The 23,446-nt window shown below is 53.4% G+C and carries 22 protein-coding genes; 7 read left to right on the top strand and 15 right to left on the bottom strand.

Annotation, left to right across the window (positions count from 1 at the left end; translation table 11 throughout):
- Positions 1–6: 6 nt before the first annotated feature.
- The 7 genes from Hfont_RS14580 to Hfont_RS14550 all read right to left on the bottom strand — a co-directional run bounded on the left by Hfont_RS14580 (position 7) and on the right by Hfont_RS14550 (position 5,294).
- Positions 7–1,377, bottom strand: a complete 1,371-nt coding sequence (locus Hfont_RS14580) for a putative bifunctional diguanylate cyclase/phosphodiesterase (RefSeq protein WP_241523146.1) — start codon at positions 1,375–1,377, stop codon at positions 7–9.
- A 229-nt stretch (positions 1,378–1,606) separates the two neighbouring features.
- Complete coding sequence (locus tag Hfont_RS14575; protein ID WP_112993140.1) at positions 1,607–2,029, bottom strand: DUF2784 domain-containing protein; 423 nt, start codon at positions 2,027–2,029, stop codon at positions 1,607–1,609.
- A 117-nt stretch (positions 2,030–2,146) separates the two neighbouring features.
- A complete protein-coding gene (locus tag Hfont_RS14570; RefSeq protein WP_112993139.1) occupies positions 2,147–2,941 on the bottom strand; it encodes a ParB N-terminal domain-containing protein in 795 nt (264 codons plus the stop codon).
- A gap of 164 nt (positions 2,942–3,105) precedes the next feature.
- On the bottom strand, positions 3,106–3,498 hold the full coding sequence (locus Hfont_RS14565; protein WP_162845882.1) for a DNA-binding transcriptional response regulator: 393 nt from the start codon (positions 3,496–3,498) through the stop codon (positions 3,106–3,108).
- The gene (locus Hfont_RS14560; RefSeq protein ID WP_112993182.1) at positions 3,488–4,003 is read right to left on the bottom strand and encodes a GAF domain-containing protein; all 516 of its coding nucleotides are present in this window, start codon (positions 4,001–4,003) and stop codon (positions 3,488–3,490) included. Before Hfont_RS14560 ends, Hfont_RS14565 begins: the two co-directional genes overlap by 11 nt.
- A 230-nt stretch (positions 4,004–4,233) precedes the next feature.
- Entirely contained in the window at positions 4,234–4,746 is a 513-nt protein-coding gene (gene msrA / locus Hfont_RS14555) for a peptide-methionine (S)-S-oxide reductase MsrA (protein ID WP_112993137.1), read from the bottom strand.
- A 167-nt stretch (positions 4,747–4,913) separates the two neighbouring features.
- Complete coding sequence (locus tag Hfont_RS14550) at positions 4,914–5,294, bottom strand: VOC family protein (RefSeq protein WP_112993136.1); 381 nt, start codon at positions 5,292–5,294, stop codon at positions 4,914–4,916.
- A gap of 226 nt (positions 5,295–5,520) precedes the next feature.
- Between Hfont_RS14550 and Hfont_RS14545 the strand changes: the two genes are divergently transcribed.
- A complete protein-coding gene (locus Hfont_RS14545; RefSeq protein WP_112993135.1) occupies positions 5,521–6,168 on the top strand; it encodes a phosphoribosyltransferase in 648 nt (215 codons plus the stop codon).
- Here the strand turns inward: Hfont_RS14545 and Hfont_RS14540 are convergent.
- The 6 genes from Hfont_RS14540 to Hfont_RS14515 all read right to left on the bottom strand — a co-directional run bounded on the left by Hfont_RS14540 (position 6,165) and on the right by Hfont_RS14515 (position 13,173).
- Complete coding sequence (locus tag Hfont_RS14540) at positions 6,165–6,620, bottom strand: DUF2214 family protein (RefSeq protein WP_112993134.1); 456 nt, start codon at positions 6,618–6,620, stop codon at positions 6,165–6,167. The two genes, Hfont_RS14545 and Hfont_RS14540, sit on opposite strands and share 4 nt — an antisense overlap.
- Positions 6,621–6,791: 171 nt before the next feature.
- A complete protein-coding gene (locus Hfont_RS14535; protein ID WP_112993133.1) occupies positions 6,792–7,736 on the bottom strand; it encodes a hypothetical protein in 945 nt (314 codons plus the stop codon).
- Positions 7,737–7,796: 60 nt separating this feature from the next.
- Positions 7,797–9,545, bottom strand: coding sequence for a glutamine--tRNA ligase/YqeY domain fusion protein (locus Hfont_RS14530; RefSeq protein WP_112993132.1), 1,749 nt, complete (start codon positions 9,543–9,545; stop codon positions 7,797–7,799).
- A 266-nt stretch (positions 9,546–9,811) separates the two neighbouring features.
- Positions 9,812–10,546 (bottom strand): YoaK family protein, encoded by a 735-nt coding sequence (locus Hfont_RS14525; protein WP_112993131.1) that lies wholly within the window; start codon positions 10,544–10,546, stop codon positions 9,812–9,814.
- Between the two features lie 362 nt (positions 10,547–10,908).
- Positions 10,909–11,445 carry a DUF2569 domain-containing protein gene (locus Hfont_RS14520; RefSeq protein WP_112993130.1) on the bottom strand — a complete coding sequence of 179 codons (537 nt, stop codon included), beginning with the start codon at positions 11,443–11,445 and terminating at the stop codon, positions 10,909–10,911.
- 129 nt (positions 11,446–11,574) lie between these two features.
- Complete coding sequence (locus tag Hfont_RS14515) at positions 11,575–13,173, bottom strand: gamma-glutamyltransferase family protein (RefSeq protein ID WP_112993129.1); 1,599 nt, start codon at positions 13,171–13,173, stop codon at positions 11,575–11,577.
- Between the two features lie 391 nt (positions 13,174–13,564).
- Between Hfont_RS14515 and ugpQ the strand changes: the two genes are divergently transcribed.
- The 6 genes from ugpQ (at position 13,565) to Hfont_RS14485 (ending at position 21,527) form a co-directional block, all read left to right on the top strand.
- The gene (ugpQ, locus tag Hfont_RS14510) at positions 13,565–14,335 is read left to right on the top strand and encodes a glycerophosphodiester phosphodiesterase (RefSeq protein ID WP_112993128.1); all 771 of its coding nucleotides are present in this window, start codon (positions 13,565–13,567) and stop codon (positions 14,333–14,335) included.
- Between the two features lie 194 nt (positions 14,336–14,529).
- Positions 14,530–17,193 (top strand): alanine--tRNA ligase, encoded by a 2,664-nt coding sequence (gene alaS, locus Hfont_RS14505; RefSeq protein WP_112993127.1) that lies wholly within the window; start codon positions 14,530–14,532, stop codon positions 17,191–17,193.
- 184 nt (positions 17,194–17,377) lie between these two features.
- Entirely contained in the window at positions 17,378–17,605 is a 228-nt protein-coding gene (locus Hfont_RS14500; protein WP_112993126.1) for a sulfurtransferase TusA family protein, read from the top strand.
- 249 nt (positions 17,606–17,854) lie between these two features.
- Positions 17,855–18,604 (top strand): electron transfer flavoprotein subunit beta/FixA family protein, encoded by a 750-nt coding sequence (locus Hfont_RS14495; protein ID WP_112993125.1) that lies wholly within the window; start codon positions 17,855–17,857, stop codon positions 18,602–18,604.
- 62 nt (positions 18,605–18,666) lie between these two features.
- The gene (locus Hfont_RS14490) at positions 18,667–19,596 is read left to right on the top strand and encodes an electron transfer flavoprotein subunit alpha/FixB family protein (protein ID WP_112993124.1); all 930 of its coding nucleotides are present in this window, start codon (positions 18,667–18,669) and stop codon (positions 19,594–19,596) included.
- 140 nt (positions 19,597–19,736) lie between these two features.
- On the top strand, positions 19,737–21,527 hold the full coding sequence (locus Hfont_RS14485; protein ID WP_112993123.1) for an acyl-CoA dehydrogenase: 1,791 nt from the start codon (positions 19,737–19,739) through the stop codon (positions 21,525–21,527).
- A 58-nt stretch (positions 21,528–21,585) separates the two neighbouring features.
- Here Hfont_RS14485 and Hfont_RS14480 read toward each other — a convergent pair whose 3' ends face one another.
- The gene (locus Hfont_RS14480; protein ID WP_112993122.1) at positions 21,586–21,963 is read right to left on the bottom strand and encodes a hypothetical protein; all 378 of its coding nucleotides are present in this window, start codon (positions 21,961–21,963) and stop codon (positions 21,586–21,588) included.
- Positions 21,960–23,435 (bottom strand): ammonium transporter, encoded by a 1,476-nt coding sequence (locus tag Hfont_RS14475; protein WP_112993121.1) that lies wholly within the window; start codon positions 23,433–23,435, stop codon positions 21,960–21,962. The genes Hfont_RS14480 and Hfont_RS14475 overlap by 4 nt, the downstream gene beginning before the upstream one ends.
- Between the last annotated feature and the right edge of the window lie 11 nt (positions 23,436–23,446).

Raw genomic sequence — 23,446 nt, 5'->3', positions numbered from 1 at the left:
GTACTTCTAAAGTTTCGCAATACGTAGCGCGCTGCGAGCGGTTTTTGCTGCAGCGTCAACCTTGGCGTTATGCGGCAGTACCACGACTTCAAAGTCGGCAATCGGTACGGGCCGGCTCAGCAAGTAACCTTGAAATGAGTGGCAGCCAAGATCAGCCAAAAATTGCCGGTGTTCTTCCGTCTCCACACCTTCGGCAATCACATGCAACTTCATGCCGTGCGCCAGTTCTATCACCGTCCGTACGATAGTCACGTCGTGTGTATCGTTCAGCATATCGCGGACAAAAGACTGGTCGATCTTGAGCTGGTCCAGCGGTAGCTTTTTCAGGTAATTCAGCGAGGAATAACCTGTGCCAAAGTCGTCCAGCGACAGGCGTACGCCCTTGGCTTTTAACGCATTCATTTTAGATATGATGTCGTTCACGTCATTCACCAACATGCTTTCTGTCAGTTCCAGCGTGAGCAGGGCAGGGTTAATGTTTGAACGATCCAATACCGAGATGACCTGGCTGACATAATCGGTTTGCTTGAATTGCAGTGCGCTGACATTCACCGCCAGGCTCAAGTGCGCGGTGGCTGGATTTTTCTCCCATGCCATCAACTGCGCACAGGCGGTGCCCAACACCCAATGTCCTACGGGCATGATCAATCCGGTTTGTTCTGCCAGCGGGATGAAATCGGCTGGCGATACCATGCCCTTGATCGGATGCTGCCAGCGCAGCAATGCCTCGGCACCGACAATTCGCCCGTCATCGCCAGTTTGCGGCTGGTAGTAAAGGACCAGTTGATTTTCTCGAATCGCTTTGCGCAGATCGGATTCCATCACACTGCGTTCCGACAGATTGGCTTGCATCACCCATAGCAGCGTCCAGAGCAAGCCCGTTGCGATGATGTTGTGTATCCATGTGCCAGCCACACGCACATCATTCCCTAATGCATAGGCTGTATGCAGGCCCCAGGTAGTGCTCGAGAACAAGATAAAACCGAGCAGACCGGCCAAGGTCATGCCGTGCCGCAGCCAGGGTTTGTCACCCTTGAAAACCAGCCAGGCGAAGAGTGCGATGACCAAAAAATAATTGTGATTGGAGCGTGGTGCTTCCAGCGTGGGTACGTCCAGCAGCACGCAAAATACGCACAGTACTGCATAGACGTAACAAAACATGATGATGGATGCGGTGCGAATGTGTCCGCGCAGAGTAATCCAGGTCACACCTATCGCAACGATGACGGAAATCAGATTGATGGGGAACATGGTCCAATTGCCATTGCTCACAAAGTAAGCACCCCAAAACAAGGAAATGACTCCGAGCACCAGAGAACTCAACAGCAAGGCACGCCGCATACGTAGCGATTGCTTGCTGTTCAAGTTTGCAGTCATCTCCATTGATAAAACCCTTAGTCATCGCCAACGACCAAATTTAATTACCCTGAGTTAAAAAAATTCTACGCCGCGAGTTAATCTGCGGCAAGAAAAACTGAAGATACCAAGTGCGAGTTAACAATTACTGACTAGCAGTGCCGTCTAATGGGTGGCTTGTTCTCGATCCAAAGCCGTTGGCCCGCCAATTGACAGTAGATGTTTGGGGCACGTTCGCTCGATAGAGGGATTAGGCACTTGGCTTGTGCCAATGTCTCTTTGTTTTGGGTGGAAAGTACCACCACGTTGCTGCGACTGCCAGACTGAAGATTGAATATGTCGTTATGAACACCCATGAGGGTGCGTCCCAGAACAGGATGGTTTGCAGCCAGTGTTCGATGAAATCACCTGAATACGGAATAGTTCCAGCTTGTGCCCTAAACCACATTTCCAGCGTGGTGAGTGGACAGACAAGGCCGAGCCAAGCTTCCGCGACAACGATGAGGATAGTGGCCAGGTGCAGCAGCCTGAACCAGAGTGTATTGACCCACTGCCAGGAACGAAGATTGCCGAGGATTACGAGAAGCAAGCCGCCGATCACAAAGAGCACGATCAAGGCGTGCAGTGCAAGCACCACATTGGCAAGGAATCCGTATGGTAGTGAATTGGACATTGCACCTACCTGAATGGTTATCAGCGCAAAACCAATTTAACACTTCGCGCTTTAACACCCAAATAGTTGCCGCAGCTCACATCAAACCAATACCGCTTGCATGAGAGATATCGCCTTTTAGTGCGCGCCGCGAGCTTCCGCGAGCGCGATGGTTAGATGCTGAACTTTCTTTTTCAATTGATCACGTTCTTCATTGAGTTCAGTGATCAAAAGATTCAATTTGTGAATAGTGATTTGATCGGGCGTCGCATCGGCAGGCGGTGGAACCGGCTCCGGCTTCGGTGGCAGTTTGGCTTCGCGGACCTGACGTGCGACCTGGCGCAATTCCTTTTTGCCGCCGGCTACCGCTTCTATTTGTTTTTCACTTGGCAAGGACGATATCGCCGCAGCGGCATTAATCGAGACGATGCCAGCTTTCACTGCGCTGACCAGTTCAGGCGCAGCCGTTTTTTGAATTTTCTCGATTTGACCTAGCGTCACAGGACTCACGCGCGCTGCCTTGGCGATGATGTCACGCGTCAAGGCTTTTTCTTCAGAGGCTTGTGTTGCAGCTTCAGCGTCTGATGATTCAGAAGCTGCTTGTGCCGTGCGTGCGCTCAGGATTTCTTTCTTGCGCAGTGCAAGTACGCCACGTTGGAAATCCGACACGCTGCGTCGCCCCAGATGATTGTCGATCATCCACAAGTGGACGTCATCTATCGATTTGAATGACTCGTTCTGCACGGTGTTGAAAGCGATGTCGTGCTTCTGGCAGATGCCGTAGCGATTATGTCCATCGATCAGCAAATCACCCCACAGCACCAGCGCATCGCGGCAACCTTCGGCCAGAAGGCTGCGTTCCAGCGCAGCGTGTTCGTCAGTAGTCAGTGGATCGATATAGGCTTGCAGATCTTCGTTGATGGTGATGGTCATGGGTCAGGCAAAAAATGGTAAGGCGACAGTGTACACAGTGACACGGATATGTCATTGAATAAAAAGTATGTGGAAGATGAAAACGAAGCTGCAGAAAGCGTAGAGAACCAGGTTTTATATCGCCGTCTCAAATAGCTTCCCGGTAGGGATTCGCTTGCTCAGTTTCAGGCATTCAAAGGAGTTGTCACCAACTCGATTGCTGAAATCACATCTCTAACCTTGAAGGGCTTGATCAAGATTCGACTGACCTGCAAGGTCTTGAGCTTGACTGCAAATTCTTCGTCGCATGCCGGCGTAATAACTACCACTGGCATATCGGGTGCGCCCTTGAATGATGAATTTCGCAAGGCATATAAAAATTGCAGGTCTGCGATTTCATCTTCTATGGTCGCAATCAAGCCAGAGAATGTTTCATTGCTCAAATACTGTTGAGCATTGCTGATGCTGGCTACTTTTCTCACGGTTGCCAGGTTCAGTTGCCTGGCGGTCGATGCAATGACGCTGCCGACCATATGGTTTTTTTCAACCAGTAAAATATTTTGTAATTCAGATGCCATGGTTCTCATCCGATAACGTTTCTTGATTGATCAATTCTTCCACCACAAGATCGCGCAGGGATGAAAGTATCGCCAAGCCTATTGCATCCATATCACGCGGGGAGCTGTCTATCAGGCACAGCGTGCCGACGTTCTGGCCTGAAGGCAGTGTCAAAGGTGCGCCCACATAGAAGCGCACATGCGGTTCGGCGATCACAAGCGGATTGTCAAAAAACCGCTGATCTTTAGTCGCATCGCTTACCACCATGGTTTCATCCGACAGGATCGCATGGCCGCAAAATGAGACGTCGCGCGCCGTCTCGCATACGTTCAAGCCCACGCTAGCCTTGAACCACTGCCGGTCCGCATCCACCAAAGTAATCAGTACCATGGGCATGTCGAACTCTTGCGAAGCAAACGTGACGATGCGATCGAATCTTTCTTCTGGTGGCGTATCAAGAATCAGCAACTGGCGTAATGCATGCAGTCGCTCATCTTCATCCGCGGGGATAGGCGCTTCAATCATAATTTTTTCTCGCTCCAGGGCAGGCATTCATCTACCTGATTCTCTTTCGGCAATGGGAAAATTGTCAACAAGTAAGTCGCTGCCGAGATTTTCTCTGTCCGCCGCAAAGCTGAGGGTTAACGCATTAAGACTTGGGCCGCTGCTACGGGCCGAGAACAGCATCATTCTTTGATTGCAGGGCAGAGCTTCGCCTGAGTCCAATCAACTTGTGTGATAGAACGCTTGCTCCGTCAGGCTTTCGATCTGACCGGCAATTTCCAGTCAGGGCGAACGAAGTGGCAGGTATAGCCGTTAGGGTAATGCAGCAGATAATCCTGATGCTCCGCTTCGGCATCCCAGAATGGTCCGGCAGCAGCGATCTCGGTCACCACTTTTCCCGGCCACAGTCCTGATGCTTCGACATCCAGCACAGTATCTTCTGCGATCTGCTTCTGCTCGTCGTTTACATAAAAGATCGCGGAACGGTAGCTGGTGCCGGTATCGTTGCCCTGGCGATTCTTCGTCGTTGGATCGTGGATCTGGAAGAAGAACTCCAGCAACTCGCGGTAACTGGTCACGCTGGGGTCATAGATGATCTCGATCGCTTCGGCGTGGGTGCCGTGATTGCGGTAGGTCGCATTGGCTACGTCGCCGCCGGAATAACCCACATGCGATGACACAATGCCAGGGCGTCGGCGCAACAGATCCTGCATGCCCCAGAAGCAGCCTCCGGCAAAGATTGCACGTTCGGTGGTTTGGCTCATTTGCTTTCCTTCACATTATGTAGACGGCTTGTAGTGGCGGCGCTTGCGCTCTGTTGCCAGCGCTGTATGTATATCCGTCTGGATATTATGTGGGCGATACCATTTTTTTAAAGTCTTGCTTAGTTTGATGCTGATTAAGTTTTACCTAAGCTGCAACTAAGTTCCAACTAAGCTCCAACCCCAGCCGTCACAAATTCAATCATCACGCCAGGTACGGGTGCGACAAATAATTGTCGTTCGCCGGTAGCTGGCACTTCGGATGATTGATACGCAATGTTGCTGGCCTGCAGTTTGATGATCAGCTTGTTCCATTCGGCTTCGTTCTCTACCCTGAACGCGATGTGATCGATGCGCGACGAAATTTTGGCCGGCGGATGATTCGAGTTGGTCTTGACTAAATGGATGACGGGTTTGCCATCCTGATACAGCCAGTGACCATCAAAGCGAAAAGGCGGGCGCTCACCATCGGTCAAGCCGACGATGTGGCAAAAGAAGTGCTTTACGGTTTCGAGGTCGGGCGTGACGACAGTGGCGTGGTCTAGTTTCATGCGCTTATTTTAAAGCTAGTCATCAAAATCTGAGTTTGGCTTTTCTGCCTTCGCTATCTGCGTATGCCTGTCGCTTATTCGTAGCGGACTGTACTCTTAAATGTTCTGCCAGATCGAACTTGCAGCATGCAAATTAATCCAACGTTTGAAGCATATTAAGTCAGCAACGGAGTGATCATGCGCAGCAGTTTTCGCTGATCCATTCGACATATGGCAGGTGTATCACATGAGCGAGTCAGTCATCTTTATTGATCGCACGGACGCTGCAGAACAGTTGGCTGCAGGCTTGCAGGAATATCAGGGACGCCATCCCTTGATACTGGTGATTCCACGCGGTGCCGTGCCAATGGGGAAGATCCTTGCGGAGCGCTTGCACGGGGAGCTGGATATCGTGCTGGCACACAAGCTGGCCAGCCCCTTCAATCCAGAGTTCGCGATTGGCGCCATCGATGAGACTGGCTGGGTTTATCTACCGGACACCACCGAAGACGACGAAGACACGATCGCCATGATTGAAACAATCAAGGAGCGGCAGTTGGCTGAGTTGAAGCAGCGACGTCTTCGCTACACACCCTTCATGCATCCGATCGATCCGCAAGGGCGGATTGTGATCGTGGTGGACGATGGCCTGGCGACCGGTGCGACCATGATTGCCGCATTGCATGCTGTGCGCGCCAAACAACCTGCCGAACTGATATGCGCGATCCCGATCGCCGCGTCAGACAGCCTGGAAAAAATAACACCGCTGGTCGACAAGGTGGTGTGCCTGCATGAGACATGGCACTTCGGTGTCATCAGCCAGTTTTATGCGCTGTTTGCCCAGGTGGACGATGAAGAGGTCAGCCAGATACTCGCCGCAAGCAACGGTGACTAATCACCCAGATAGCCTATGCCTTTGGCCATCAGTACCGCACAAAGAATCATCAACACCAGCAAAGTCACTTCCGCATGAATGATCATGCGCAGCTTGCGGCTTTGCGCATCGGTCAATGTCGGGACGATGCCTTGCTTGAGTGACTTGCCCCATTTGATGAAGGTGACGGTCGGCTGGATGGAGATCAGGCCGACGATGATGAACAGAATCATTTTCGCGATGAACGGCGCGCTGTGCATGTAGTAGTCCGCGCCTTTTTCAAAATACATCACGCGCAAACCACCGATGATCAGAATCAGGATGGCAGAGACGCCGTAGATGGCGTCGTAGATCTGGATTTTTCTCGCGGAGGTTAGCGTTAGCGGTTGCTTAAGCGTCAGCATCTCAATGGATAGCATGAGCATGATCGCTAGAAAGGCGAGATGATGGAGAAAGGCGACGAAGGCATTCATTCAACTGGCTCCTATTTCGCTGCTAGGGGATTTGATTCTCATCATCTAGTGAAGCACTACGGTGAAAGTGACTCTGCCCTTTCTTCGTGCAATGACACTTCATTCTTTAATCGATGTTCAAAAAAATATTATGACCTCGTTGTTTTTCATGTGAACCCAAACTAGTTGCCGTTATATATTCCATTCTTCTGGACTCTTATAGTGTTCCACCTTGGTATGGAGTAATTTTTCGGCGTCCAAAATTTCTGTTTCTGGACATGGATGAATAATGCTTATTCTTGATGCCTTGCCACACCAACCTAGATAAAGTTCGTTAAGATCCGCGTCACTATTGGTAAAACCAACACCCCAGAAAGTTACGCTATCTGGTGATGTGTCTCGAATTGCATCAAATATTTTTGCTGCAATTGGATGTTGTTGATAAGACTTGTTATAGCGTGGCGCAATAATTCCTCGAAATTCAGTCATATCTTCACCTTGAGACATGATGCTTCCAATGATATCCGGCTCCGAGAACCAGAACTTCTTGCTTTCCACAATTAGGTTGATTGAGCCGTGTGGTTTTGCAACGAGAATGCTGTCATTTTTTTGGTTGTTAGGAATGTACGTAATTTGGCGGCCTGCTTGTATAGCGCCCATTTCAAATAATGGTTCATAGTTGAGATTAACTACTAAATCTCCGGCGCTCAACTTATTGGCTAGTGCTTGATATGCGGTAAATGGCTTCCAGCCCTTACCGTTCTCATGAAATCCATTTTGCGGAAAAAGGCAAATTAACGTATTTACAACTGCCCCGTACATTAAATCGCCCCATGCGCCATCATATAAGCTATGTCGATGCATCCATGCGTATTCAAAGAAACGTTCTATGTGTACATCAGTTCCTAGTTCTTCTAATGCAATAAATGTTTCAAGCGGATTACTGCTTGGCATATGCCCTAATGAGACTAAGTAACGCTGCATGTAGTCATATAGGCTTTGGGGAAGAGCAAGGTTGGTATCACTCCAGAGTATTTTTGCAAAGTTTCGAATCAACGGAGGTCGTAAGTTTGCAGGCGAACCAAGCCGAAGACTTTCCTCCAAACTTGCACCTGCACCTATAACGACGACTCGCATACGCTTTTTCCTCAATGCGTTTGGTTCGCATGCACGATCGATTTACTTTGCGGGAGGATATTATTTCCCCCAACCATCCTTCAACGTCACCACCCGATTAAACACAGGCTTCCCAGCCTTGCTGTCCACGCGATCCGCAACAAAATAACCATGACGTTCAAACTGCAGCTTCTCATCAGGCTGTACTGCCGAGACGCCCGGTTCTACAAACGCTTTTACGATTTCTTTTGAGTTTGGATTCAACGCGAGTTTGAAATCCTTTCCGCCAGCATCCGGCTGCGCATCGGTGAAGAGGCGGTCATACAAGCGCACTTCGGCTTCGAGTGCGTGGGCGGCGCTGACCCAGTGCAGATTGCCTTTGACTTTGTAATTGGCGGAGCCTTCGGTGCCGGATTTGCTGTCGGGGAAATAGGTGCAATGCACGGCGATGATGTTGCCGTCTGCATCTTTGTCCGCGCCCACGCATTCAACCACGTAGCCGTAACGCAGGCGTACCTTGTTGCCTGGGAAGAGGCGGAAGTAGCCTTTGCTTGGCACTTCCATAAAGTCTTCTTGCTCTATCCATAGTTCTTTGCTGATCGGGAATGTGCGGTTGCCGCGTTCCGGATGATGCGGGTGGACAGGTGCGCTGCATTCGACGGTTTCGCCTTCCGGGAAATTGTCGATGATCAGTTTGAGCGGACGCAGTACGGCGATGGCGCGTGGTGCTTTTTCGTCGAGGTCATCGCGCAGCGCGCCTTCGAGCGTGCTCATGTCTATCCAGCTATCGACCTTGGCGACGCCTATGCGTTCAGCAAACAATTGAATCGATTCTGGCGTAAAGCCGCGACGGCGGATGCCGACGATGGTAGGCATGCGCGGATCGTCCCAACCGTCGACGATGTTTTCTTCTACCAGTTGCAGCAGCTTGCGTTTGCTGGTGATGGCGTAGGTCAGGTTGAGGCGTGCGAATTCGTATTGATGCGGCAGCGGCTTGTTGAAGAAGCCGCCTTCGGCTGTGCGCTCCAATATCCAGTCGTAGAACGGACGGTGATCCTGGAATTCGAGCGTGCAGATCGAGTGCGTGATGTTTTCAATCGCGTCTTCCAATGGATGCGCGTAGTCGTACATCGGGTAGACACACCATTTGTCGCCAGTGCGGTGGTGATGCGCGTGACGGATACGGTAGATCGCCGGGTCGCGCATGTTCATGTTGGGCGAGGCCATGTCGATCTTGGCACGCAAGATGTGTTCGCCATCCTTGAATTCGCCAGCCTTCATGCGGCGGAACATGTCCAGCGATTCTGCCGCAGGGCGATCGCGGAATGGCGAGTTCTTGCCGGCTTCGCCAAAGTTGCCGCGATTCTTTTGCATGTCGTCAGCGGATTGGCTGTCGACGTAGGCGTGACCAGCGGTGATCAGGTATTCGGCCATCGCATACAACTGGTCGAAGTAGTCGCTGGCGAAGTACAGATGTTCCTTGTCGCCGTCCTTCCAATCGAAGCCCAGCCATTTGACGCTGTCGATGATGGTGTCTACGTATTCCTGTTCTTCCTTGGTCGGATTGGTGTCGTCGAAGCGCAGGTTGCAGCGGCCGGCGTAATCGCGCGCGAGGCCGAAGTTGAGGCAGATCGATTTGGCGTGGCCGATGTGCAGGTAACCGTTAGGTTCCGGCGGGAAGCGGGTGATGACGGTAGGCAGCGGCTGGCCGTCTTTGCCTACGCGCTTTTCATGTTTGCCGGCGGCGAGATCGGCTTCGATGATGCCGCGCAGGAAGTTGGAAGAGGCCGGGTTTGGATTGGTGCTGCCGTTTTTTGTATCGTTGCTCATGGATGCTTGTGCCTTGCTGGGTGCGCAATATTAAGAAGTAAGGGGCATTTTACCGTAGCGGTCGTTGTGCTTGCGCACTATATGAGGGCCGGCCGGAAATGGCGTGCCAATGCGCTTGTTTGCCGTTGAACGCAGGGCTGAACAGGATGGCGAGGCCTGTGCTGCTGAAAGGCGGTCAGCGGAAAGTGAGCGTGCTGCGGAGGGCGCTGCGAAAGAACATACGGCGGACTGCATCCGCCGTATGTCTTATTGAACTACTTTGTGAATTACTTTGAATTGCTGCTTGGGACGATCTTGACCTTGGGCATGTTCTGCGTCTTGTGCATCGCGCCGCGCTCGATATACATCAGGAAGATCAGGATAAAGATAGGCAACAGCAGCGCGTAGAAACCGGCGAACTGATAGGCGAACGCCGCGCCTATCGCGCCAACGGCAAAGGCGAGGACTGGCCACAGGAACTTGATGCAGCGCTGCTTGACCGTTTGGTCGGCTGCACCACGTATGACATCGACCGCATCGATAACAAGTTGCGTGACGTTACCGGTCATCATCGCGGTCGGTGCCAGATGCGACAGCAGCAAGCGGCCGCAGGCGCTATGCGTACCCATCGCCATCGCACCGATGATGCCGGCGATCTCTGCCATCAAGGTTGGCTCGGCACCGATAGGACTGGCCTTGATGCCGGCGACCATGAAGGCGATCAGGAAGACGAGTTGCAAAATGTAGGCGTACCACAGCGCATGGAAGTGATATTTCAGCAGCGCGGCAATCATCAACCTGGCAAACACGACGCCGAAAACAAAGGCAGGGAAAGCGAGAATTTTGAGCAGCAGCGGGCCGCCCTGCGGGTGCGCCATTTCTGCGCCGATCAATACGAAGTTGCCCGTTACGTGTGCAGTAAATAATCCAAACAGTGCAACGAAACCGAGGGTATCTACGTAACCCGCGAGAAAACCGAGACTGCTGTTTTGTATCTTGTGACGAAGTTCACTGCGTTTCATTGATTCTCCAGTATCTGATGCATGAAAAACCCTGCATGACCATCATTGCTTGATGGACGAGGACCCGAACAAACTTGTGCAATACGACTAAGCAGGATTCGTGCGCACGGTGTTTGGGTCACATCGAAATTTATGTTCTCACAAAGCAATGACACCGTTGTTACCAGAACGTGAATTTCGGGAAGATTCGGAGAATATTAATGAGTAAGATAATGAAAAAAAAAAGCGCGCTGTCGGTTGCGTGCAACTAGCCGACGATGGTTTGTCGACTAGAGATTCATTTGATGAATGTCGCTTATGCAGCGATAGCAATAACTGCGCGCCTGCTGATTACTCAAGCGGCGATTTAAACAAGGATTGCGTCAAGGCCAATCAGATTCCGGTAGCTTGATTTTAGCGTCGTTCACAAATGTATTTTTCACGCGTTTGGATGTGATGAAGTAAGGTGCCCATATTGCGGTGGCGAGGGCGGATTTTGCCAGTTCCTTGTATACGCTGCCGTCTTGATGTTCGACTACGCCGGGTACAAAGGAGCCGAAAACTATATCGGCAATCTGAAGAATGCAGCTCAGACCTAGCCAGGCGACATACAGTTTTGGAACCTGTTTTTGTTTTTTGAAGAACAGGAATGCCAGCCAGATAGTCAATCCTAACCAGACAATATTGAGGATGATTTCCCACGACAGCAGCAAGGCCAGAGCCGGGTTGTAAAGCGCCGACTTTGTACTCAGCAAGGCGAACCATAGAGATGGTTTGAGTATCGGGAAAAAACTTTGATAAAAGTCGTATGCGATCTTGAACGGGCTGATCAGCATTGCCAATGCTGGCAGCAGCAACCAGCCTGCTATGCCGGACGGTTCAGTTGCAGAAAATGTTGGGGATGTTGCGGCGTCAGGCATAAAGATCCTTTAACGAAATCAGCTTTCATTAGAACCCAAAGTTTCCCCACAGACACCCCCATAAACATGGGATATCCAGCCGCGCGATGCCACATTCAAGTCAGCATCACGCGCAGAGCGGTCGTTTTTTTAATAGCCGACTGCTTGCCCATCGCGACGCGGATCGCTGGCGGCGATGTAGCCGTTTTCGGTTTTCCAGATGAACTGGCCTGAGCCGAAATCCATATAGCTGTCGGCGATGTTCTCTATCTTGTGGCCGCGTGCGAGCAAGGCAGCGCGCACGTCCGGTGCCATCGCTTCTTCGACATCGACGGACATGCCGACGTTGACCTTCCAGCGTGGTGCATCGCAGGCTGCTTGCGGCTGCTGGTTGTACGACAGCATGCGGATCAGGGTTTGCACGTGGCCTTGCGGTTGCATGTTGCCACCCATGACGCCGAAGCTCATTTGTGCCTGGCCGTCCTTGGTCAGGAAGCCTGGGATGATGGTGTGGAAAGGGCGCTTGTTCGGCGCGACGCAGTTGGGATGCGTCGCGCTGAGATTGAAGCTGTAGCCGCGATTTTGCAGACTGATGCCGGTACCTGGCACGACGACGCCGGAGCCGAAGCCCATGTAATTGGATTGAATGAAGCTGACCATCATGCCGTTTTCATCCGCGGCAGTTAAATAGATGGTGCCGCCTTTTGGTGGCGTGCCGTAGCTGAAACGATTGGCTTTTTGCAGGTCTATCATCTTCGCGCGTTCGGTCAGATACGCATCGTCGAGCAAATCCTTGACGCTGACTTGCGTCATGTATTTTTCATCGGCGACCCATTTATAGGTGTCGGCGAAGGCGAGTTTCATCGCTTCGATTTGCAGATGCTGCGCTTCGACGGAATCGGCCGGGAAGCGTGCGATGTCGAGCTTGTCGAGTATGCCGAGTGCGATCAATGCGGCGATGCCCTGGCCGTTAGGCGGGATCTCGTGCACGGTGTGGCCGGCGTAATTTTTCTGAATAGGTGTAACCCATTCCGGTTTGAAGCCGGCGAGGTCGGCCAGCGTCATGGCGCCACCATGTTCCTTCGCGTAGTTGACGATGGCGTGGGCCAGTTCGCCGCGATAGAAGGCTTCGCCTTTGGTTTCTGCAATCTTGCGCAGCGATTCTGCAGCATCGGCGAAGACGAAGTTTTCACCGATGTGCGGCGCGCGACCGTGCGGCATGAACGCCTGCGCAAAGCCGGGCTGGTTTTGCAGGATAGGGATGGCGTTGCCCCATTTCTTTTGCACCACGGGCGACACCATGTGCCCGCGCGCGGCCAGTTCTATCGCCGGTTCCAGCAGATCGGCGAAAGGCAGCTTGCCGAATTTATCCGACAGCGCGACCCAGCTGGCAATCGCACCGGGAACGGTCACCGTATCCCAGCCGCGTTCGGGGAATACGCCATTGTGTTTTTGCTTGAAGTAATCGACGTTCCATGCGGCGGGCGACGTGCCGGAACCGTTCAAGCCGTGCAACTGATTGCCGTCCCACACCAGCGCAAAGGCATCGCTGCCCAAGCCGCACGATACCGGCTCAACGATGGTCAGCGCCGCTGCTGCCGCGATGGCGGCATCGACGGCATTGCCGCCCTTGAGCAGCATGCGCAGGCCGGCTTGTGCCGCCAGCGGCTGCGAAGTCGCGACGGTATTACGCGCGAACAAAGGTTGGCGTATCGATGGGTAGGGATTGCTCCAGTCAAATGACGGCATGGTGTGGTCCTGATCTGTGATGGTTGTGTGAGCTTGCTCACGGTGTCGTACCGGCTGTTCTCTATGTGCGGCGGAGTATCAAGCCGGCCATGTATTTAAGTCAGTACATATTTAATGTCCGGATGTAGTCAGCATGTATTAACTATCAGGAAGCTTACGGCAACCTGAATGAATTTAATCCGCTTGCGCGTGTCTGTCCTGTACGGGCTGACGGAGATTGTTGTCGCTGTCACTGCTATGCGCGGCGCTCAAGCAACAAAATCATGCAACACCCGCAAGCAGACACACGGAACAGGTAACACGAGGTTCGGCTGCGCAAGGCTTGCACATTCTATAGCGAGTCGCGCACGCTGTTATAAACTGAAGACAGACTTGATGACGGGAACGATGTATGTGGCCTTATCCAAAAATTGTGGCGCATCGCGGTGGCGGTGTGCTGGCGCCGGAAAACACGATTGCGGCGATGCGCTGCGGACTCAATCATGGCTTCCATGCGGTTGAATTTGACGTGATGCTGGCAAAGGATGGCGTGCCGGTGGTGATGCACGATCCGAACTTTGGCCGCACGATTGCAGGCGAGGGCTGTGTCGCCGACTTCACCGCGCAGGAGCTGGCGGCGCGCGATGCGGGCGCATGGTTTGGCGAAGAGTTCATCGGCGAGCCGGTACCGACCTTCGAGCAGGTCGCCGCTTTTTGCATGCACAACGCGATCTGGATGGATATCGAAATCAAGCCTGTCCCCGGATTCGAGGACCAGACCGGCTGGGTGGTGGCGCAGACGACGCGGCGCTTGTTTGAATCGGTGCTGGACCGGTCGTCCGCAACCTTGCCGCTGCTGTCTTCGTTTTCGTTTGAGGCTTTGCAGGCGGCGCAACTGGCGGCACCGGATATTCCACGCGGCTTTCTGGTCGATGAAATTCCGCCCGACTGGCACGAGCGCCTGCTGGCGCTGGGCGCGATGGCCTTGATGACCAACCACAAGAACCTGACGCCGCTGCTGGCGCGCGCGGTGAAGGATGCCGGTTTCGGCCTGTTTTGCTATACCGTCAACCATGCGGCTCGCGCGACGGAAATCCTGTCCTGGGGCGTGGATGGCTTTTGCACCGATCGCATCGATGTGATCGGCCCCAACTTCAGCGGCGCAGCGACGGTGCTGCGCTGAAACCCGCCTGCCGGATTTGAATCCATCCGAAAATCGGCGTAGCGCGCGATATTTGCCTGCTCTTTTGCTGCGGCCCGGCTGCTGTTTTACTGTTGTTTCAAGCACAAAGCCGGGGCTTGTTATGCGCTTATCGCAGACGCATATACCGTATAATCGCCGCTTTGCAACGCCAATTTCCTTACATTAGCCACAACATGAACTCGTCCGAAATCCGCGAAAAATTCCTGAAGTTCTTTGAGTCCAAAGGCCACACCATCGTGCCGTCCAGCCCGCTGGTTCCAGGCAACGACCCGACCCTGATGTTCACCAACTCGGGCATGGTCCAGTTCAAGGACGTGTTTCTGGGCGAAGACAAGCGCCCGTATGTGCGTGCGACGTCGGTGCAAGCCTGCCTGCGCGCCGGCGGCAAACACAACGATCTGGAAAACGTCGGCTATACCGCGCGTCACCATACTTTCTTCGAAATGCTGGGCAACTGGTCGTTCGGCGATTACTTCAAGCGCGACGCGCTGATGTGGTCGTGGGAACTGCTGACCAAGGTCTATGGCCTGCCGGGCGAGAAGCTGCTGGCCACGGTCTACATTGAAGATCAGGAAGCCTACGACATCTGGACCAAGGAAATCGGCCTGCCGCCTGAGCGCGTGATCCGCATCGGCGACAACAAGGGCGGTCGCTACAAGTCGGACAATTTCTGGATGATGGCCGACACCGGCCCTTGCGGCCCATGCTCGGAAATTTTCTACGATCACGGCCCGCACATTGCAGGCGGTCCTCCGGGCAGCCCGGATGAAGACGGTGATCGCTTCATCGAAATCTGGAACAACGTGTTCATGCAATTCGATATGGCAGAAGACGGTTCCGTCAAACCTTTGCCTGCACCGTGCGTCGATACTGGCATGGGTCTGGAGCGTCTGGCGGCAATTCTGCAAGGTGTGCACAGCAACTACGAGATCGATACCTTCGATGCGTTGATCAAAGCGGCTGCACGTGAAACCAACGTCACCGACCTGAAAAACAATTCATTGCGCGTGATCGCCGATCACATTCGTGCGACTGCATTCCTGGTGGCCGACGGCGTGATCCCTGCGAGTGAAGGCCGCGGTTATGTACAACGTCGTATCATTCGTCGCGCGATTCGTCACGGCTACAAGCTGGGCCAGAAAAAACCTTTCTTCCACAAGCTGGTAAAAGATCTGGTCGAGCAAATGGGCGAGGCGTATCCAAAACTACAGGCCGATGCCAAGCGCATCACCGAAGTGCTGAAGGCGGAAGAAGAACGCTTCTTTGTAACCCTTGAAAAGGGAATGGAGATCTTATTTTCGACGATGAAGCAGCAACACTATGGTCCTGGTTTCAATGTTGAAGGTCTGATACCGGGAGTTGCTAGCGAGGTTCATCGATTCCCTGGAGAGACTGCTTTTACTCTTCACGATACCTTTGGTTTTCCGGTCGATTTAACGGCAGATATTTGTCGTGAATATGGACTTGGTGTTGATATGCAGATGTATGAAGTGCAGATGGAAGCGCAAAAAACTAAAGCCCGTGCAGCGGGCAAGTTCAAGATGGACCGTGCAGTTGAATACACAGGCGCAGGCAACGTATTCACTGGTTATGAAAATCTGGAAGAAGACGCAACCGTGGTCGGTTTGTATTTTGAAGGTACGGCTGTCAATGAATTGAAAGAAGGTCAGGCCGGCATCGTCGTGCTCGACAACACACCGTTCTATGCGGAAAGCGGCGGCCAGGTTGGTGATCAAGGTTGTATTTCGGCAGAAGGCGTGCAGTTCGGCGTCGAAGATACGCAAAAAATCAAGGCGGATGTCTACGGTCATCACGGTGCGCAATCACAAGGCAGCTTGAAAGTTGGCGACAAAGTGAAAGCAGCCGTGGACGGTGCACGTCGTGCTTCTACGATGCGTAATCACTCAGTCACGCACATCATGCACAAGGCCTTGCGCGAAGTGCTGGGCGGCCACGTGCAGCAAAAAGGTTCGCTGGTTGACGCGGATAAAACGCGTTTCGACTTTGCGCACAATGCGGCTGTTACGCATGATCAGATTCTGGAAATCGAAAAACGCGTGAACGCGGAAATTCTCGCGAACTCGGATACACAAGCACGCGTGATGGATATTGAATCGGCACAAAAAACCGGCGCGATGATGTTGTTCGGCGAGAAGTACGGCGAAACCGTGCGCGTGCTCGACATCGGTTCCAGCCGCGAATTGTGCGGTGGTACCCACGTGGCCCGCACCGGCGACATCGGCTTGTTCAAGGTCATTGGCGAAAGCGGTGTGGCTGCCGGTGTACGTCGTATTGAAGCGATTACCGGTGCGAATGCGCTGACCTATTTGCAAGACCTGGAAGCGACCGTGCATAGCGCGGCGGCTACTTTGAAATCGCCGCCTGCAGAATTGCAGCCGCGTCTGATGCAAGTGCTCGATCAAATGAAAACGCTGGAACGCGAAGTCAATGCGCTGAAAGGCAAGCTGGCTTCTTCGCAAGGCGATGATCTGTTGTCGCAGGCAGTCGATGTCAACGGCATCAAGGTGCTGGCGGCCAAGCTGGAAAACGCCGATGCAGGAACCTTGCGCACGACGATGGATACGCTGAAAGACAAGCTGAAAACCGCTGCCATCGTTTTGGCTGCAGTCAACGACGGCAAGGTCAGCCTGATCGCCGGTGTTACTGCTGATGCAACTGGCAAAGTCAAAGCTGGTGAATTAGTCAACTTTGTCGCGCAGCAAGTCGGCGGAAAAGGCGGCGGCCGTGCCGATATGGCGCAAGCCGGCGGTACCGATGCCAGCGGTTTGGCCGCGGCCTTGCAGGGTGTTGCAGCCTGGGTGGGCGAACGCGCCTAAGCTTGCTTCCAGACCAGAAGGCGGCAGGGAAATTCGATTTCCCTGCCGCCTTGTTTTATTGGCATTCGCATCGATATATCTAATTGTTAAATAAGGATATTTCCCGAATGCGTCGGCATCAAGTTATAGCGTTTGAGAGTAGAATCGCCGGTTTACTGAATTGTGTACTGAAGTGAGCAAATCCATGGAATTTACCAAGGACCTCGATGCAAGAGGTTTGAATTGCCCGTTACCGATATTGAAGACAAAAAAAGCTTTGGCGGAAATGACGACAGGTCAGATCTTGCGCGTAACTGCAACCGATCCTGGCTCCGTGCGCGACTTCCAGGCGTTCGCCAAACAGACCGGTAACGAGCTGGTGCAGCAAAGTGAAGAGAACGATGTATTTACCTTCTTCATGAAGCGTAAGTAATTGCAGAAAATACGTTTCTCGCAACAAGTCAAATTACTGCGTCAAAAACAAGCTGGACTCCGGTTCCGCTTGCTGCACTCAAGGGGTGAATCAGTTTTGATTTGCCCTTCAAATCCCTCTGGATAGTCATTTTCTGCGATTGCGAAATGGTACCCGTACCAAGTGTGTGGGGAATCCCGCTGCCACTTCCGTTTATAATCGTTCCCAATTTGCATTTATGTCATTCTGATTTTTTTCAAAGGCAGAGCTATGAAAGTGTTGGTTCCAGTCAAACGTGTGGTTGATTACAACGTCAAGGTCCGCGTCAAATCGGATCAAACCGGTGTCGATATCGCCAACGTCAAAATGTCGATGAACCCATTCGATGAAATCGCAGTGGAAGAAGCGACGCGCTTGAAAGAAGCCGGCAAGGTCACCGAGATCATTGCTGTTTCTTGCGGCGTATTGCAATCGCAGGAAACCCTGCGTACCGCGATGGCAATTGGCGCAGATCGCGCGATTCTGGTCGAAACCGATGTCGAGTTGCAGCCTTTGGCCGTCGCCAAACTGTTGAAAGCAATCGCCGATAAAGAACAGCCGCAACTGATCATTCTGGGTAAACAGGCTATCGATGACGATGCCAACCAGACCGGTCAAATGCTGGCAGCCTTGCTCGACTGGCCACAAGCGACCTATGCGTCAAAAGTGGAAATCGATGGCGACAAGGTCAAGGTCACACGTGAAGTCGATGGCGGTCTGGAAGTTGTATCGCTGACCTTGCCGGCGATTGTCACTACCGACCTGCGTTTGAACGAACCACGTTATGTGACGCTGCCTAACATCATGAAGGCGAAAAAGAAAACGCTGGATAACGTCAAGCCGGCCGATCTGGGCGTCGATGTCACACCGCGTTTGAAAACGCTGAAAGTCACCGAGCCGGCCAAGCGTTCTGCCGGCATTATCGTGCCTGACGTGGCGACGCTGGTTGCCAAACTGAAGACCGAAGCCAAAGTTATTTAATCATCTGCTGCGGTTGCGCATGAAGATGCGGCCGCATGGTTGGAACAATTACAGGAAATCTCATGACCGCACTTGTCATTGCCGAACACGATAACGCCTCCTTAAAAGGCAGCACCTTGCACACGATCACTGCCGCGATTCAATGCGGTGGCGATGTGCACGTTTTGATCGCCGGCCATCAAGCCGATGCTGCAGCACAAGCTGCCGCAAAAATTGCAGGTGTTGCCAAGGTACTGGTAGCCGACGGCGCACAATTTGCCGACGGCCTGGCTGAAAACATTGCGGCGCAAGCATTGGCTCTCGCCAGCAACTATTCGCACATCCTCGCACCGGCCACAGCTTACGGTAAAAACATTTTGCCGCGCGTGGCTGCCAAGCTCGACGTTGCGCAAATTTCGGAAATTACCAAAGTCATTTCCGCAGATACTTTCGAACGTCCGTTCTACGCCGGTAACGCTATCGCGACTGTGCAATCGTCGGATGCGATCAAAGTCATCACCGTGCGTACAACGACTTTCGATTTGGCTGCAGAGGGCGGTTCGGCTACGGTTGAAAACGTGACTGCAGTTGCAGATTCGGGCAAATCGTCTTTCGTCTCGCGCGAACTGGCAACCTCGGCACGCCCTGAATTGACGGCTGCGAAAATCATCATCTCCGGCGGTCGCGGTATGGGCTCGGAAGAAAGCTTCAAGATCCTCGAACCTTTGGCCGACAAACTCGGTGCCGCAATGGGCGCATCGCGTGCAGCAGTTGATGCGGGCTACGTTCCTAACGATTGGCAAGTCGGTCAAACCGGCAAGATCGTTGCTCCCGATTTGTATATCGCGGTCGGCATCTCAGGTGCGATCCAGCATCTGGCCGGCATGAAAGATTCCAAGGTCATCGTCGCGATCAACAAGGATCCGGAAGCACCGATTTTCTCGGTGGCGGATTACGGCATCGTGGGCGATTTGTTCGAGATAGTGCCTAAGCTGGTTGCTGAACTGGGCTAAAAAGAAACATCTCCAGACGGCGGTAAGCTGTTTGGGCAAGAAGTGGGCAGGACGTGAAAGCGGGTTGTGGTGTGTTCGGGATTTTTTCTGGCACACTGCAATTTACTGAACGTCCTGCCCATTTTCTTTAGGAGCTTTGCATGAGCTACGTTGCGCCGTTAAAAGACATGCTGTTCGTAATGAACGAGTTGGCCGATCTGGCGGCCGTCAATGCCTTGCCTGGCTGTGAAGATGCCACGCCGGAAACGGTAGAAGCGGTGCTGGAAGAAAATGCACGCTTTTGCAGCGAAGTCATCGCGCCGCTCAACCAGGCGGGCGATCAACATCCGAGCGCGTGGAAAGACGGCAAGGTCACGACCACTCCCGGTTTCAAGGAAGCATTCAAGGCATACGGCGATGCTGGCTGGCAGGGCGTGCAACATCCGGTCAATTTTGGCGGCCAGGGTTTGCCGAAACTGGTGGCAACGCCGTGCATGGAAATGCTGAATGCGGCCAATCTGTCTTTCGCGCTGTGTCCCTTGCTGACTGATGGCGCGATCGAAGCATTGATGACGGCAGGCTCGGACGAGCAAAAAGAAAAATTCCTGCCGAATTTTATTTCCGGAAAATGGACAGGCACGATGAACCTGACCGAGCCGCAAGCGGGCTCCGATCTGGCGATGGTGCGTTCGCGTGCGATTCCGCAGGGCGATGGCACCTACAAAATATCCGGCACCAAGATTTTCATTACCTACGGCGAACACGATATGGCGGAGAACATCATCCACCTCGTGCTGGCACGCACGCCTGATGCACCGGAAGGTGTGAAGGGGATTTCGCTATTTGTTGTGCCTAAATTTTTGGTGAATGCAGATGGCTCGCTGGGCGAACGCAATGATGCGTTTTGCGTATCGATAGAACACAAGCTGGGCATCAAGGCGAGTCCAACCGCTGTGCTGCAGTTCGGCGATCACGGCGGCGCGATCGGTACCTTGATCGGCCAGGAAAATCGTGGCCTGGAAACCATGTTCATCATGATGAACGCGGCGCGCTTTGCGGTTGGCATGCAAGGTATCGCAGTGGCAGAACGCGCATATCAAAAAGCTGTCGCGTATGCAAAAGATCGCGTGCAGTCGAAAGACCTGGAAGGTTCAGCGACCGCTGTGTCGATTATTCATCAACCGGATGTGCGGCGCATGCTGATGTCCATGCGCGCGCAGATCGAAGCGGCGCGTGCGTTGGCGTATGTAGGCGCAGCAGCCTTTGATATTGCGCATCATCACACTGATGAAAAGGTACGCAGCAGCAATCAGGCTTTCTATGAATTCCTGGTGCCTATCATCAAAGGCTGGTCTACCGAGATGTCTATCGATGTCGCCTCTACCGGTTTGCAGATACACGGTGGCATGGGCTTCATAGAAGAAACCGGTGCGGCGCAATATTATCGCGACGCCCGCATCCTGACGATATATGAAGGTACGACTGCGATTCAGGCCAACGATCTGGTCGGACGCAAAACAGTACGCGATGGCGGTGCGGTCGCGCGCGACATCATCGCTCGCGTACGTAAAACGGCAAGCGAACTGGCGGCTTCTTCATCTGCCGATTTGCAGGCGATAGGCAAACATCTGGCAGTCGCTGCTATTGCACTCGATGAAGTGATTGCCTACGTCGTGGCGAATATTCAATCCGATATCAAAGGTGTGTTTGCCGGCAGTGTGCCGTATTTGAAACTGGCCGGCATCGTCCTCGGCGGCTGGCAAATGGCGCGCGCGGCATTGGTTGCTCAACAAAAGCTGGATGCGAAAGACGGTGACACTAAGTTTTATTCAGCAAAGATAGCGACTGCGCGATTTTTTGCCGATCATTATTTGTCGCAGGCGGGCGGATATCGCAGTGCGATTGTGGACGGTAGCAGCGGCGTACTGGCGCTGGATGAAGATCAGTTCTGAAGCACTTGCTATCGGACGCCTGCGAGCCGCCCGACAAAACTGCGTGTGAAGAATGCTGTTAGCGCAAACGACCGATGTAACCGCGATCCACCGGATCGCCGTTATCGGTCGATGCCGAGGGTGTAGCCGCCGGAGGTGGCGGTGCAGGTGCGTGTTCCTTGAAGCGATCAATCAAAGGCGGTTTGGGTTCTGCAACCACGAACAAGCCCTCGGCACCAAAGAAGATTTCATGCAGCTTAATGCTTAATTCCTGCAAGTCTTCTATCGGCGACAGCGACGCCATTTTCAATAAATAACGACAATAGGCCGGGTCGATACGCATGTACTCGATATCGGTGACCCGGCCTGTTTGCCGGCGCAAGGTGACGTGCAGCCGGCCCATCAGGGCAAAGGCCTGATTTTCCAGCGCTGCACGCGTGTGGTGTTCATCACTCATAGTACGTGCTCACCATGTTGCTCAAGATCGAGGCCTTCACGTTCGGATTCTTCGCTGACGCGCAAGCCGACCAAGGCATTGACGATGCCCAGAATGATCGCGGTCATGACAGCCGAGAAGACGACGGTTACGATCACGCCGAAAGCCTGATTGCCGAAGCTGCTCTCCACACCGCCTATGCTCTTCACTGCAAACACGCCGGTCAACAAAGCACCGACGATACCGCCTATCGCATGAACACCAAAGACGTCGAGCGAGTCGTCATAGCCGAGTCTGGATTTGAGTGCAGTTGCGCCCCAGTAGCAGGCGAGGCCGGCGGCTGCACCTATGACCAAAGCGCCAGTGACGCCGACAAAGCCGGATGCCGGTGTAATTGCAACCAAGCCGGAAACTGCGCCGGAAACAAGGCCGAGGACAGAAGGTTTGCCGCGACGCGCCCATTCAATGAACATCCATGACAATGCGCCGACTGCAGTTGCAAGTTGCGTAACCAGCATCGCCATGCCAGCGCGGCCGTCTGCCGCCACTGCCGAGCCGGCGTTAAAGCCGAACCAGCCTACCCACAGCATCGATGCACCAATCACAGTCAGCACCAGATTATGCGGTGGCATAGGTTCTTTGCCGAAGCCCAGGCGCGGCCCGATGATGATGGCTGCCACCAGACCGGATACGCCGGCATTGATATGCACAACCGTACCGCCGGCAAAATCCAGAACGCCGCGTGCTGCCAACCAGCCGCTCGGTTCCCATACCCAATGCGCAACGGGCGAATAAACAAAAATGGACCACAGTGTGATGAACATCAACAGTGCAGAAAATTTCATGCGTTCGGCAAATGCGCCGGTAATCAGCGCCGGTGTGATGATCGCGAAAGTCATCTGGAACATGACGAAGACGCTTTCCGGAATTGTCGGTGCAATTTCGCTGACGGTCAGCTTGCCGGTTTCCTTGAAGAAGTCCATGCCGTTTAACAGGACGCGATCCAGTCCGCCGATGTACGGGGAGTTGGGTGTGAACGCCAGGCTGTAGCCTATGACGACCCAAATGATGGTGACCAGACAGGTCACGGCAAAGCTGTGTGCCATCGTTGTCAGCACGTTTTTCTTGCGCACCATGCCGGCGTAAAACAGGGCCAGGCCGGGAATTGTCATGAACAGTACCAGCGCAGTGGATGCCAATAACCAGGCGGTGTCGCCGGAATTGATTTTCGAGGCATCGACCAGGGTGGGTTTGGTCAGTGGCGCTTCTACTACTGGTTCCGGCGCTGCCGTCGTGTTTGCAGAGGCTGGCTCGACGATCATCGGCGCCGGCATGGTGAGCGCGGGCGCTGGAGCATCCGGAGCGGTAGCTTCACTGCTAGCGGCAGGCAGCACGGTTTCCGGTGGGGCCGGTTGCGCAGAGGCGATATTCAGACACCAGCCTAAAGCCAGGACAGCGATTGCCATCGAAGCAGACGTAGAGCGTATGGCCATTGAAACTCCCT

Origin of the sequence: Herminiimonas fonticola (assembly GCF_003293745.1) — a bacterium.
In the GTDB taxonomy this organism is placed as follows: Bacteria; Pseudomonadota; Gammaproteobacteria; order Burkholderiales; family Burkholderiaceae_D; genus Oxalicibacterium; species Oxalicibacterium fonticola.
Note: the sequence above shows the minus strand (reverse complement) of the source record. Positions and strands in the feature narration are given on the sequence as shown.

What these genes read in the sequence shown, in the direction of transcription:
- Hfont_RS14580 (WP_241523146.1), bottom strand. Translation starts at nt 1,377, where the DNA reads ATGACTGCAAACTTGAACAGCAAGCAATCGCTACGTATGCGGCGTGCC.
- Hfont_RS14575 (WP_112993140.1), bottom strand. Translation starts at nt 2,029, where the DNA reads ATGTCCAATTCACTACCATACGGATTCCTTGCCAATGTGGTGCTTGCA.
- Hfont_RS14570 (WP_112993139.1), bottom strand. Translation starts at nt 2,941, where the DNA reads ATGACCATCACCATCAACGAAGATCTGCAAGCCTATATCGATCCACTG.
- Hfont_RS14565 (WP_162845882.1), bottom strand. Translation starts at nt 3,498, where the DNA reads ATGGCATCTGAATTACAAAATATTTTACTGGTTGAAAAAAACCATATG.
- Hfont_RS14560 (WP_112993182.1), bottom strand. Translation starts at nt 4,003, where the DNA reads ATGATTGAAGCGCCTATCCCCGCGGATGAAGATGAGCGACTGCATGCA.
- msrA (WP_112993137.1), bottom strand. Translation starts at nt 4,746, where the DNA reads ATGAGCCAAACCACCGAACGTGCAATCTTTGCCGGAGGCTGCTTCTGG.
- Hfont_RS14550 (WP_112993136.1), bottom strand. Translation starts at nt 5,294, where the DNA reads ATGAAACTAGACCACGCCACTGTCGTCACGCCCGACCTCGAAACCGTA.
- Hfont_RS14545 (WP_112993135.1), top strand. Translation starts at nt 5,521, where the DNA reads ATGAGCGAGTCAGTCATCTTTATTGATCGCACGGACGCTGCAGAACAG.
- Hfont_RS14540 (WP_112993134.1), bottom strand. Translation starts at nt 6,620, where the DNA reads ATGAATGCCTTCGTCGCCTTTCTCCATCATCTCGCCTTTCTAGCGATC.
- Hfont_RS14535 (WP_112993133.1), bottom strand. Translation starts at nt 7,736, where the DNA reads ATGCGAGTCGTCGTTATAGGTGCAGGTGCAAGTTTGGAGGAAAGTCTT.
- Hfont_RS14530 (WP_112993132.1), bottom strand. Translation starts at nt 9,545, where the DNA reads ATGAGCAACGATACAAAAAACGGCAGCACCAATCCAAACCCGGCCTCT.
- Hfont_RS14525 (WP_112993131.1), bottom strand. Translation starts at nt 10,546, where the DNA reads ATGAAACGCAGTGAACTTCGTCACAAGATACAAAACAGCAGTCTCGGT.
- Hfont_RS14520 (WP_112993130.1), bottom strand. Translation starts at nt 11,445, where the DNA reads ATGCCTGACGCCGCAACATCCCCAACATTTTCTGCAACTGAACCGTCC.
- Hfont_RS14515 (WP_112993129.1), bottom strand. Translation starts at nt 13,173, where the DNA reads ATGCCGTCATTTGACTGGAGCAATCCCTACCCATCGATACGCCAACCT.
- ugpQ (WP_112993128.1), top strand. Translation starts at nt 13,565, where the DNA reads ATGTGGCCTTATCCAAAAATTGTGGCGCATCGCGGTGGCGGTGTGCTG.
- alaS (WP_112993127.1), top strand. Translation starts at nt 14,530, where the DNA reads ATGAACTCGTCCGAAATCCGCGAAAAATTCCTGAAGTTCTTTGAGTCC.
- Hfont_RS14500 (WP_112993126.1), top strand. Translation starts at nt 17,378, where the DNA reads ATGGAATTTACCAAGGACCTCGATGCAAGAGGTTTGAATTGCCCGTTA.
- Hfont_RS14495 (WP_112993125.1), top strand. Translation starts at nt 17,855, where the DNA reads ATGAAAGTGTTGGTTCCAGTCAAACGTGTGGTTGATTACAACGTCAAG.
- Hfont_RS14490 (WP_112993124.1), top strand. Translation starts at nt 18,667, where the DNA reads ATGACCGCACTTGTCATTGCCGAACACGATAACGCCTCCTTAAAAGGC.
- Hfont_RS14485 (WP_112993123.1), top strand. Translation starts at nt 19,737, where the DNA reads ATGAGCTACGTTGCGCCGTTAAAAGACATGCTGTTCGTAATGAACGAG.
- Hfont_RS14480 (WP_112993122.1), bottom strand. Translation starts at nt 21,963, where the DNA reads ATGAGTGATGAACACCACACGCGTGCAGCGCTGGAAAATCAGGCCTTT.
- Hfont_RS14475 (WP_112993121.1), bottom strand. Translation starts at nt 23,435, where the DNA reads ATGGCCATACGCTCTACGTCTGCTTCGATGGCAATCGCTGTCCTGGCT.